The following is a 12,544-nucleotide window of genomic DNA, read 5'->3' on the forward strand; positions in this document are numbered from 1 at the left end:
TCACCCCAGCTTTCTCAAAACTTTGCCGCATAACGCGAGTACTGCACGACCTTCTTCACGGATGGTCGTATAGCTCGTGATGTGGAGAGAGCGGTATTATCTTCTTTTGATGGCTTGGAATTAACTTCCAGCAGCCATACTTTTCCTTGTGTGTCCAGAGCCAAATCAATGCCTAACTCGGCAAAATGTCCTGTGATCTGGCTTTCGATACCTTTGGCAATAGCCAAAGCCGCACGTCGCAACTTCAGCGCTCCACCAGAGGCTGAGGTTGAATTAGAACGGGCCAGCGCTTCCCTGACGGTCGACAGGCTGCCTCCCCGAGCCAGGTTGGAAACAAAGTGATGGCCTCCTGCTGTTCTTGCTACAATTGAAGTGATACTCCATTGACCGACATCGTTGAGCTGTACCAAAGCGCGGAAGTCCACCGGCCGACCGCCTACCGAGATCAGTGAAAGGCCCTGCTGAATTTGATAGCGCTGACGCTTGATCTTTTTAATGAAGGCATTTGCCAATTGGCCTGAATTGCCGAAGGTTAGTTTACTTGCACCGCTCCGGTTAGCAAATTGACATATGAAGCCACCATCAATTTTTCGCTTGATACGAATAATACCTTTTCCCAGACTTCCAGTAATTGGCTTCAAAAAGACCGTGTTATATTTGGTGCACATCATTTTCAACTGCTGGACGTTGTGCAGCAGGTGCGATTCCGGCAAATAAACCTGTAGGCTGCTTTCCTTGCGAAGAGCGTCAAATACCTCGGTCTTGTTTAAATACTTCTCATTGAAGAGTACAGCCTGATTTTGCGTTTTTGCATGGCGTATAAATTGCTGAACATTTGCGCGATTTTCCAGTTTACGTGAGGTTAGGCGATTATAAATGATATGGGGCAGCGGAAAAGCACGTTTAATCCATTTGCCGGCATAATGCCAGCCTCTAACCGTCTCGCCATGACCGTTAACCTCATCGGGGGTAACGAAGTAAACAGCGGCTCCGTATAGACGGCACGCATCATCCATCTCCCTGCAAAATGAGGTGACAGCACCGAAGGGTCTCTCCGGGGAACCCGCATGCACACGGCTGACCATCACGCCGATCAATGGGCCGATGTGGAGCGAACGCGTGGACGATTTATAATGAAGGCATAGCGGTATGCCATGGACAAGCCCCCACTTAGCGGCTATGGAGTCAGGGATCCGAAGGACACCGGCTTGCGATAAGGGAGTGACCTTCACCTCATGCTTGGCTGATCCAAAACGCAGCTGCAATGATGATTGAGCAGTTAACTTCCATCTTTTCACCAAAGAATCGCTAAGCATGATCGTAGGATCGTCTGTTTGCAGACCGGCAGGTTGGATTTGAATCTTGACCTTCGTTCTTTTCACTCTTGCAACTCCTTCCTGGCGCCGACTTGTATGACTTATCAAGTGATCTACTGCATCATATGAGGGCCTTTTACCCTTGGTGAAAAGAAAATGTCCGACATGCTATAAAACGCAATATGCAAGAGCCTTGAATTTTAAAACTGAAATAATTTTTTTGTTAAATTTGAGACAAAATACCTATGGTCGGAAGGGAATAGGTGAATTTTGTCTAATTTACTTAGGAAAGATGGAGGAGGTGGACTCTATGCAAATATACACGAACGAGTATTTCACTTTATCGTCTGTAGACAACCGGGTTTATATATCGGTGTTTGCCCCTGACTATCCTTTCACGGAATTTGAGCAAGTGCTTCAAGCCGTGCCGCGGGTGCAAATTACTCAATTTGGCAGCCTGCGCAAAGCTATTCAGCAGAATCTCCCGGAACGAACCGAAGTAGGGCGATTGAAGCCTGAGTACGAGCTTGTGATTAGCCCTGATTATATGAAGGCCACCATACGGTTTTATCTCAGTGAGGACGAATACGAGTCGAAACGGCAGGAGCTGACTGGGGCTGTTCTCAAAGCGCTGCAGCAGCAGGGAGTCGCCGAAGGTATTTTGTATGATGCGTTGAATGGACCGTTTACGAAGCAGGAAGTGTTGATCGCACAAGGGATTCAGCCTGTTGAGGGTGTAGACGCCGTGATCCAGTATTATGAGTTATCTGAACGAAAGCCTACCATCCATCAGGACGGTACCGTAGATTATTATGAATTGAATTTTATTGATGAAGTGGAAGAAGGCGATTGGTTGGGTGAGAAGATACCTGCCACGGTCGGAATGCCAGGACGCAACCTCAAGGGAGGCATCCTGCCAGCAAGAAAAGGACGCGACAAACCACTGTTTTACGATAAAGAAACGGTACAAGAGGCTCAGGAGGACGGCAAGATCGTGCTTCGCTCCAAAATAAATGGTGCAGTTGCAAAAGCAGGACGTACGATTGAAGTTCAACGTGTACTGACCATCCGGGGGGACGTAGGACCTAAGACGGGTAATATTGATTATGACGGAAGTGTGCAAATTACAGGAACGATCATGGATGGATTTTCGGTGACCGCTACTCAGGATATTTCGGTTTTGAGCCAGATGGGTATCGGAGCTGCGGAAAGCATCACGTCGGAAAACGGAGATATCTTCATTAAAGGTGGAATCTTCGGCAAGGACCGAACGGTGATTACGGCAGCAAATCATGTATTCGTCAAGCTTGCCAACGACTGTACGATACGTGCGGGTGAAAAAATTCATATCGGCTTGTATTCGATGGGCAGCAAGCTGTATGCCAAATATGTATATCTGGACAAATCAAGGGGGAAAATTATTGGCGGCCTCGTTCAAGCGAAGGTCCAGGTGGTCTCAGCATTTATAGGCAATGAAATGGAACGGCCGACGGTTGTTCAGATCGAAGGTTTTAACCGGGCTCAGGTAAAGCAGGATCTGGATGAGTTGTTGAAGGAGTACCAAACCTTGCTTGCAGAAATTGAGAAAATTAGAAAAGAAGTCGATTTATTCGGGGATAGTGGGGACAATGGTGATAATCTGAAGGGCACACAAAAAAAGGATTTTATTTACTATTGGTCCAAACAGGAGTCCTCGGTTGACAAGATCCACCAATTGGAGGAGGCACGAAAAAAGCTGATGGCCTATTTAAGCGCAAAAGGTGATGGCGAAATTTCAATTGTTCAAAAAGCCTTTCCACGTACCGTCCTGCAAATCAAAGAAATGGAAAAGCATATCGAGCGAATCACGACGGGCAGTTTTTATGTGAGTGAAAACAAGCTGTTTTATGAATAAAATCAAAGGGGATGCTAGGGTGACATCTTCAAATCTACATATAGACATGGGAGACGCTAACCATACCTTTTACCGCTTTGAAGGCTTGCTATTAGCCATCGAATTCTTTACTCAACGATTTCATTTGAACCAGCTTAGCGAATTTTCATTTGAATTTGTTAACGAAATTTTGACATTGAACGCGTCTGCCCTATTTATCAAGGATGGGGAGCGTTTCGTTATGAGGCAAAAAAGGCTTTACGCGGACAAGGAATACTTTATTCCTTATACGGGTAAGCTGCGAAGATTGGTTACCTTTCACGGACGTACCGTGCGTAATGACTTTACTGCGTTCTTTGAGCAGCGGGAAGTCGATCATTTCCAGATGAATTGGGCTATGCCTTTGATGATTGATGATGAGCTGCACGGATTTATCGTATCCAACGGCAAAATCATGGGCCAGTTTACCGATGAGGATATTGTGATGTCAGATACGTTAATGCGGCTGATTAACAATTCAATGGAAAATAGCCAGCATTTTGCCGATTTGCAGCAATCCAATCATAAGCTCGATCAGAAGATCTTTAATCTGTTTGCCATTCACCACAGTACCAAAGCACTGCTCTCCGAAGTAACGCTGCATCGACTCCACGAGATTGCTACAGATGTGTTCAGCGAGGTGTCCTCCAGTCAAATTACCTCCTTTGGCGTGGTCGATCCGATCACAGGCAGATTGCGAATTACCGGATATCGGAATGTATCCTCCTACGAAACCTACCAAGGTGATTTTGAGCTTCACACGCAAGCCTACAATGGACCAATCGTCCTGCATATGGAGCGTGACCAGGAACGAATTCAAGCACTATTCGTGAGCAGTGAGCAGCTGCGTGATCTGGAGGCCGAGTACATCATACTGATTGTGAAGGATCACATTATTGGTATGGTAACGCTCAGCCGACCGGTCAATGATCGTGTCTACGATGAGTCTACCTTTGAATTGATAGAGTCTTTGGCGACCTCTACGTTTATTGCGATCTCCAATGCCATGCTGTTTCAAGAGGTCCATAGACAGCGGGAAAGTGCGGAAAACAAGCTGAAGCTGCTAACGACGCTGAACAAATTGGTTCGAAATCTTAACGAATGCACAACAAGCGAGGAGCTATGCTATTTTACGCTCAAAACGCTGCAGGTATCCTTTGGTGTGCGCAAAGCTCTGATTTGCCTTCGTTCTGGTGATCATTATGTGGTGGCGGATACGATCGGTTGGGAAGCTGATCCCAAAGGCCGCACCGTATTGCCGCTGCCACTACCAGAATGGCTAGAGGCATGTATCGATGGGGAGACCTTGTTCGACTATATGGCTGATGGGGCTGCGCGCTTTTTTTCAAAGGAAGTGCTACAATGGATGGGAGCTGGGAATTGTGCGGTGCTTGCACCTCTTACAGTCGGCAATCGAATTGTGCTGGCGGAGGACCCGTGTCCCAAAGGTTTTTTAATTGTGCTGGAAGCAGCTTCATCCCTTACTGAAGAAGAGGTTTTGTTGATCGATACGGTTGCCAAGAGCATAGCTCCTGTGCTGCACCAAATGATCATCACCCAGTCGGTTCGAGAGCAATACAAGCTGGATCAGCGTCAAGCCTTTGTTCAGTCCTTACAGCAGCATATTCAAAGCTGGGAGCAGTACCGGATGGAATTTATTCTCCACTATCAGCCGTACAGAATGCCTCCATTTGCGGGCTTACTGCAAGCTGATCAAGGTGCAGATGGATTGGATCGACGTGATCAGGATGATGTCCGACAGACTATATTCAGCTTCGACGGATATCGATTCAGGATAAGTTATGAGCCTATTGAGCTTGCAGGCTGGCTGCCAATCCCGGATCCCTATAATTTGCAGGCTGTGCTTTCCTATGATTACGCATTGAACAATGAAGGATAATCGACGAATTGTACCTAACCCAAGCATAAAGGAGAAACTTAACGATGAATGTGTACGACAAAGCCCATGAATTGGCGCGTGCGCTGCGCGAGAGCAACGAGCTTAAAGAACTTCAGTTGTTGAATAATCAGATTCAGTCAGATACAGATAGCAAACGGATGCTAGATGGTTTTCGTCAAAAGCAGGCCGAACTGCAGCAGAAGATGATGTCCGGTGAAATGCCTGCTCCAGAGGAAATGCAGCAGATGGAGAAGCTTTATGAGGTTATTAATATGAACCCTGCGCTGCGTGGCATATTCGATGCTGAGCGTCGTCTTAGTGTCGTTATGGAAGATATCCATCGAATCATTTCCGAGCCTTTACAGGAAGCAATGAGGTCTTAAAACAGCTTTAGGTGATCTTGCTTGCCAGACATACATACATACATACATATGAATAGCCCGTGTAAAACAAAGATTAGGCAGCTTACAATGCCTGGTCTTTTTTGTTATGTAAAAGTGCTGGTTTACAGGGAAATTGCTGATTTAATTATAATGTAAATTATAGTTAAATATGGAAATTAAATGATAAACAAGCTTGATTTCATCTTAATTTAATATTCAGAGTTTACAATAGCTTTACAAATAAGTAATTCGTACAAAAGAAATAGAATAACACGGGTTAGGAGTGTAGAGATCATGCGTCGTTTTAAAGATAAGAAGCATGTTAAGTCCTCACCGAATTGGCAGTGGAGTTCTTTCTGGACGTTCATTACATGTATAATTATGCCCTTAGTATTAGTATTCGGTGTGGAATATATTCAACGCGGAAGCTTGAATGAAACGTGGATATGGTTCGTTCAGAACCCGAAATTGGTAGCGATGAATGCCTTATTGGACTTGTTTGTCTTGTTGTTGATTTATGTGTTGGCTGGTAATTTATTATTTTCTGTCGCTCTGGCCTTATTGCTGCTCTGTACAATGTCGTTTGTTAGCTACTTTAAAGTAAAGTTGATTGGCGAGCCGTTTTTTCCGTGGGATATTTTCCTCAATAAAGAAAGTATGAACATTTTACCACTGGTAACCAATAAATCAGCTTTGCTGCGTATTGGAACCATGCTGGGCGTAGTCTTGATGCTCATCATACTGTCGTTTAAGCTGCCCAAGATGCGTTTGCGAATTGGAGGAACGCGAATTGTCGTTGGTGTGTTGGCCGCTGCCGCGTTGTATTCGTTTGGTGTGAATGCGCCCTTAGCCAGTCAACTCATGGATAAGATGGGTGCAAATGAGATCGTATGGAACCAGTCCGAGAACTATGGAAATAATGGTATGTCTCTGGCCTTTACCATGAATGTAAAAAACGCAATTGTTCCCAAACCGTCTGGCTATGACGATCCCTCTATGGCGAATTTGGCACAATCGTTATTGAAGAATCAGGCTGGAGTGCAGACCGCGTCAGCAAAAATAAGTGCTGATCAAGCGGTGCAACCCAATGTTATATTTATTATGAACGAAGCGTTCTGGGATCCTACGCTGCTGCCAGGTGTCGAATTCAGTAAAGACCCACTGCCTACGGTTCACCGATTGCAGCAGGAGTCCACTTCGGGTTATTTGCTCTCGCCACAATTCGGGGGAGGAACAAGCAACGTGGAGTACGAGGTATTAACTGGGCAATCGATGAGCTTCCTCCCGGCAGGTTCCATTCCTTACCAGCAATATATTTCCAAACCTATTCCGAGTCTTGCAGGATATTTTGAAGAGCAAGGCTATAAAAGTATGGCTATTCACTCCTACGAAGGCTGGTTCTGGAACCGCGAGAACGTTTATAAACAAATGGGCTTTGAAAGCTTCATGAGCAAAGATCAATTCCAGAATCCGCAATACAAAGGCGATTTTATCTCCGACGATGAGGTTGCCAACAGTATCATTCAGCAGGTGGATAATACGAAACAACCGAATTTCATCTATGCGGTGACTATGCAGAATCATGGTCCTTACGATGATAACCGTTATGGTACTAATGAGATTCAAGCAAATGGCACGATGACGCCGGATGCGAAGAATACACTGGAAACGTACACGCAGGGCGTATATGATGCGGACGCCAGCCTACAGAAGCTGATCGAGCACTTTACTGAAACAGGTCAACCTACAGTGATCGTATTTTATGGTGATCATCTACCGATGCTGGGCTATGATTATGATGTATATGCACAGACCGGTTTTATTCAAAGCAGCAAGTCAGAGCAATGGTCACTTGATGATCTTAGACGGATGCATAGTGTGCCATTTGTAACCTGGTCTAACGTTGATTTGCCGAAGGAACAAATACCGGTGCTGAGTAATTCGTTTCTTGGTGCTTATATGTTGAATCAAATGGGTATGGAGCTTCCGGCGACACTTGCCTATAACGAGGAGTTATCCCGCAAGATGCCTGCGATGCTGCGGAATCTGGTCGTGGACGCTGATCAGAATATGTACCGAGCCGTACCCGATAACCTCAAAGACGATGTGAACAAATATCAGCTTATGCAGTACGATACATTGTTCGGGAAGCAGTATCTGGCCAAAAGTATGGATTCGCCATATCTGCAGCCAAGTGTAATGCCAAATTATAATCAGGAGTTTGCGGAGCAGGCATCCACGGATGTGGACGATAGTTTGAGTGCGAGCGGAGACGAAAATCCATAGATGACGATAACAGCGAAATCCTGGTTAAAGGTAAGATAAAAGCATACAAAAAACGTGAGTTGATTTCCGCTCACGTTTTTTAATGTCTATTAGATTGCTAAATCCTATGTGTTTAATAAGAATTAAATAATCTATATTATCACAGGAATTCTAATAAATCAAGAAAGTTATTGATTTATTATGCTAAATATAGTATCTTACAGAAGTGCCTAATAATTGGTAACTTAAACCATAGTCGAAAGGAGGCAGCTAACATGGAAAAGATGTGTATGGAAATGATGATGGGTATGTGCATGGAAGACATGATGTGTAAAATGAAATCCATGAAAATGATGATGGACAAGATGTCCGAGATGAACATGATGCAGGATATGGATACAAGTATGATGATGTCCAAAATGCAAGAGTGTGACGAGATGATGACCATGATGATGAATATGATGCGTGAAATGAAACAAACTTCGATGTAAATCATCAACAACATATTCATTGGCTGATGAATATGTGATGTTGAGAGCAGAGCAGATAGCTGCATGCTATTGATTTCCGCCGGCTTTGCAGTTCACTGCTAGCCCTTCGTTCCATCCCACTGGCAGAGCGGTCGTCTGCATGCCAATATATATGACTCGCTATTTAATTCGATTAACTTCTTCTGATTTTTCTTGAAATATCAATCCGCTGCGATTTTAACTCCCACACTTGCTTTCTCAAATCCTCTACCTGCTTGATATCCTGACTTTTTCGTAACTCCTCATAGATTTGCAGCATATTACGGTTAACGGCATCAAACATTTTCCAAAGATCCTGCTTGAGCTTTTCCTGCATTTCTTGTACCTGGTTTTGGATAATTATATCTTTCTGACTTAATGCTTCTATGATTTGCTGCTGCCATTCTGTATCACCTATATGTTTGGCGTAGTTGTAGAGATCCAGATAATCATCTACCCACGCTTGGGTTAATTTCGTTAGTATTGGGGTCGTCATAAGGATCAACACTCCATTCCGAATCTTTAATGATCTTATACCTAGTATTATACTGGGAATTATAAGAATTGCAAGTGTTGTTTTTCAGTTTTCAACAGTATCGAACTCGGCAAAGTTATTTCTATTATGGATAAACCCGTGAACGAAGATAAAATCATGAACAAAGTGTGGGAAATCCAATATCGCTTACATATAGGAAATGATGAACAGTATGTGAGGAAGCTTCTCGGTTCGTCTGCGCTTGAGAGAACAAATGACAATCATCAACAAGCCGTTTGGCGGTATGATATTGAACCTATATCCGGTTATCAGTATGAAGGGCTGACGATTGATAGTAAAGGGCTGGAACAGGGTGAAGTAGGTGCCCAACTTATAGTTTATTGGACAGAGGATGGGAAGGTGGATGCCATCGAGCTATGGTACAAACATACCAAGTCAGGCAAAATAGTTACGCATTATGTATATCCTGATGGCACAATTGGCGGAGCCACCTATGAATGAGAACGTAGACGAGTTATGAATGAGCAGAGGAAGTTAAATGAGAGCTGCTGGATAGGCCACAATACATAAATACGCCACGTTTTGCTCAACAAGAGCAAGCGTGGCGTATTTATGTATTGTGCTTGGTCTAGCTCAAGCTCTCCGCGGTGGAAGCAGCAGCCGTAGCTTGAACCGGCCTCATTCTCATCATAATCACAATTAGCAGCACCATCAAAGCTGAAAGCCCAACGAGAAAATAAAGCGTGAAGGTGATGGACGTCTGCTCCATAAACCTGCCAGTCAGCCAGGACATGCAGGCCCCGCCAAGGCCACTGGCAGCAATCAGCTTGCTTGTGGTTTGTTCCGTACGTCCGGGAAACAGACTATTGGAGTAGATAAGCGCAATTGCGAACAAACCGGACATTAAGAGTCCCATTAATGTAATCACTGCGAACGCGGCCCAGGCTGTTGTGACAAACAGGAAGCAGATCAGTACGATAAAGGTACCGAGGGTGCTCCATAGCAAATATCGCGGATAACCGAACTTCTCAGCTAACAGACCACATACGAGTCTACCGACAATCATCGCTCCCCAATAAAAGCTGACACTAAGTGCTGCGAACGCGGCGTCCAGCTTCATCGTTTCCAGTAAAATGGAAGGCAGGAAATTAACAAGACTCATCTCCAGACCGACATACACGAAGAACAAGAGGATGCAAGTGCTGACCATAGCCAGAGGTACAAATCCACGATTAACGGTAGATACTACGGTATGCTTTTCAATATTCTTTTTGTTAACCAACAGATGTCCATGTGTGGAGGTGAAGCGTGACCAGGCCCATGCCAGGAGCAGCGCGAACAAGCAGGTAGCGTAGAAGCTTATTTTCCAATAGCCCGAAGCAATCAGAATACTGATTATAATCGGCATGGATAACGCTCCAACCCCGTAAAACACCTCCAACCGACTTAAAGCTACGGCTGTTCGATCTTTTACCGCGTCAATGATCATCGCACCTATGGTGGATTCAATAATTCCTGAGCCGAATCCGACCAAAGGTATAAAGCACAACACAATCGTCCATGGTGGAAGTATCGCAATAACGATAAACCCGGCAAATATGAACCATAACGTAAAAGACAGCATACGGGACCGTCCGAACTTTTTGGACAATAGTGGCTGGGTAAGCACACCTAACAGAAATCCACAAAACTGTGCAAATATAAGATTGCCACCATCGGCATAATTGCGTCCGTAGTGGGAAAGGAGTTCAGGTAAAAGTGCAGCAATCACGACCGAAGTAATTCCGATGAGTAAATAGAAGCAGCAGCAAATCCAGATTAATCGCTTCATGTAAGATTCGCTTTCGTGTCCGTATTGTTTGTGTTCAACTGAAGAGCCCAAGTGACAGCATCCGCTACACTATCCACAACGTAAGCTGCACGAGCCTGAACCTCAGGGTGACTCGAGCTGATTGCGAAGCTGTGAGGGATAACACCGAACATCGAGATATCGTTAAAAGAATCGCCGATACAAATGGTTTCATCTGCACGTATGCCGGAATGCGCCAGCAGCGTCTGTAAGCCTACACCTTTGGAAACATGGCGGGGCATAACGTCCATACAGTTCACATCGGAAATATAGGCATCGATCTTGTCGCCATGAACGGATAAAACCTGCTGCTGAAGCATAATTAGCTGCTCCATCTCACCAATAAATGATATTTTGCAGCATAACAGCTCGCTGCCAAGAGCCTCAATAGCATGTGGTATGACACGAAGCGGGGCCAATAGATTCGTTTCTATGGCAGCGTAGCCGTCATTCATCTCCGTAACGAAATAATAATCAGGAGTGCACATAACCGGATATAGAGTTGTACCGTCAGCAGCCAATGCGAGTTGTCGGATGAGTGAAGTTTCAAAGGTGTCCTGCTGTATAAGCTGCTGATCTATGGTGTGTACGAAGGCCCCATTTTGCGAGACCGAATGTGCAGATATTCCGAGTTCCTGGATAACATGAACAATTTCCGGGTGCATACGTCCCGATGCAAAACTGACCGTAATCCCGTTCGCAATGGCATCGTGAATAGCGGCACGATCCTCCGGTCTGATATGGTGGCCTGTTTTCAAAAGAGTTCCATCTAAATCACTGACTATTAATTTGATCATCAATCTGTATCTCCTTTGGCAATCATGATGTCGATCTGGTGCTTAAGCAAGGTTTCCTTCATGGCATCGTCTGGTTCACGATCGGTGATGAGAATGTCGATGCGATCGAGTCCGGAGATTCGGTGAAAATGCTTTTTACCGAACTTGGTATGGTCGGCAAGCAATATGACCTGATCGCTGCGGCGCATCATTTCCTTGGTAATATAGCCTTCTTCTTCATAAGGGTCCGTAATGCCATCCTCGGTAATCGCGCACGTTCCGAGCAGCAGCTTGTGTACGTGATAATCCCTGAGATTGCTAAGCGCCCTGGCTCCATATATGAAGCGATGCTCCGGATGAAGCATCCCTCCAAGCAAATGGACAGCAATGTTTTCCTTTTGATTGAGAATACTGGCAATATCTATAGAATTCGTGACGACAACATGGTCCTTCGTACGGATTTGTTCAGCAGCGCTTTGTACGGTTGTAGAGGCGTCGAGCAGTAAATAATCACCATCATGCAGCAGAGAGGCGGCAAGCTGGCCTATAGCTCTTTTGGAATCTGTAGTCGCTTGATCGTGAAGCCGTTCATTGTAGTTGGCGATGGTGCGGGACAATGTAGGCAGAATAGCGCCGCCGCGTGTACGGAGAATATGCCCCTGCTCCTCAAGCTTAATAATGTCTCTGCGAGCGGTATCGCGTGAAATATCGAACAGTTCGCATATATTTTCAATACTGACCCGGTGATGGACTTGCAAAAATTCCATGATCCCGATCAACCGCTCTTCCTGATACATGTTGATCCTCCTTTTTCCGTGGGATGTGGTTAACGGTAATAATGATGTTCTATGTTGATTATAAGTAAATATGCATTTTAAATCAATTAATTTTAAGTAAACATAAGTTTTTTTGTGCAAATATAAGTTTTTACAAAAAAGTTACATCTGATCATCGCTTCCATGTGGTATGATTAAGGATGATTACTGTATACAAACATCAGCAATAGGTCCGTTTATACAACGGGTCGGAGGGAAGGCAAATATTTTGACAGTAAAAAAACCAAAGCTTATAGAACTGGATATCGTAAGAGCCTTTGCTATATTGGCTGTTCTCGTTATTCATGGGACATCGGAAGCAA

Annotated in this window: 11 protein-coding genes; 6 read left to right on the forward strand and 5 right to left on the reverse strand. The window is 44.7% G+C overall.

The features are described from left to right. Positions 1–14 precede the first annotated feature (14 nt). Positions 15–1,382 carry a YheC/YheD family endospore coat-associated protein gene (locus tag OB236_RS34370; RefSeq protein WP_262688086.1) on the reverse strand — a complete coding sequence of 456 codons (1,368 nt, stop codon included), beginning with the start codon at positions 1,380–1,382 and terminating at the stop codon, positions 15–17. 244 nt (positions 1,383–1,626) lie between these two features. Here OB236_RS34370 and OB236_RS34375 point away from each other — a divergent pair, with 244 nt between their 5' ends. The 5 genes from OB236_RS34375 (at position 1,627) to OB236_RS34395 (ending at position 8,267) form a co-directional block, all read left to right on the forward strand. Continuing rightward, entirely contained in the window at positions 1,627–3,210 is a 1,584-nt protein-coding gene (locus OB236_RS34375; protein ID WP_262688087.1) for a DUF342 domain-containing protein, read from the forward strand. A 19-nt stretch (positions 3,211–3,229) separates the two neighbouring features. After that, the gene (locus tag OB236_RS34380; protein WP_262688089.1) at positions 3,230–5,128 is read left to right on the forward strand and encodes a GAF domain-containing protein; all 1,899 of its coding nucleotides are present in this window, start codon (positions 3,230–3,232) and stop codon (positions 5,126–5,128) included. Positions 5,129–5,172: 44 nt separating this feature from the next. Beyond that, positions 5,173–5,511: a YlbF family regulator gene (locus OB236_RS34385; protein WP_262688090.1), complete on the forward strand. Its 339-nt coding sequence runs from the start codon at positions 5,173–5,175 to the stop codon at positions 5,509–5,511. A gap of 294 nt (positions 5,512–5,805) precedes the next feature. After that, a complete protein-coding gene (locus OB236_RS34390) occupies positions 5,806–7,797 on the forward strand; it encodes an LTA synthase family protein (RefSeq protein ID WP_262688091.1) in 1,992 nt (663 codons plus the stop codon). A 254-nt stretch (positions 7,798–8,051) separates the two neighbouring features. After that, on the forward strand, positions 8,052–8,267 hold the full coding sequence (locus OB236_RS34395; RefSeq protein WP_076233136.1) for a hypothetical protein: 216 nt from the start codon (positions 8,052–8,054) through the stop codon (positions 8,265–8,267). 172 nt (positions 8,268–8,439) lie between these two features. Here OB236_RS34395 and OB236_RS34400 read toward each other — a convergent pair whose 3' ends face one another. Next, on the reverse strand, positions 8,440–8,781 hold the full coding sequence (locus tag OB236_RS34400) for a hypothetical protein (protein ID WP_262688092.1): 342 nt from the start codon (positions 8,779–8,781) through the stop codon (positions 8,440–8,442). A 156-nt stretch (positions 8,782–8,937) separates the two neighbouring features. Here OB236_RS34400 and OB236_RS34405 point away from each other — a divergent pair, with 156 nt between their 5' ends. Then, positions 8,938–9,282, forward strand: a complete 345-nt coding sequence (locus OB236_RS34405) for a hypothetical protein (RefSeq protein WP_262688093.1) — start codon at positions 8,938–8,940, stop codon at positions 9,280–9,282. Positions 9,283–9,409: 127 nt separating this feature from the next. Here the strand turns inward: OB236_RS34405 and OB236_RS34410 are convergent, their stop codons facing one another. The 3 genes from OB236_RS34410 to OB236_RS34420 are packed head-to-tail and all read right to left on the reverse strand — an operon-like array spanning position 9,410 to position 12,203. Beyond that, positions 9,410–10,612, reverse strand: coding sequence for an MFS transporter (locus tag OB236_RS34410; RefSeq protein ID WP_262688094.1), 1,203 nt, complete (start codon positions 10,610–10,612; stop codon positions 9,410–9,412). After that, positions 10,609–11,427: an HAD family hydrolase gene (locus tag OB236_RS34415; protein ID WP_262688095.1), complete on the reverse strand. Its 819-nt coding sequence runs from the start codon at positions 11,425–11,427 to the stop codon at positions 10,609–10,611. Before OB236_RS34415 ends, OB236_RS34410 begins: the two co-directional genes overlap by 4 nt. Beyond that, on the reverse strand, positions 11,427–12,203 hold the full coding sequence (locus tag OB236_RS34420) for a DeoR/GlpR family DNA-binding transcription regulator (RefSeq protein ID WP_262688096.1): 777 nt from the start codon (positions 12,201–12,203) through the stop codon (positions 11,427–11,429). Before OB236_RS34420 ends, OB236_RS34415 begins: the two co-directional genes overlap by 1 nt. Positions 12,204–12,544: the final 341 nt, after the last annotated feature.

The sequence above is a fragment of the Paenibacillus baimaensis genome, from assembly GCF_025567575.1.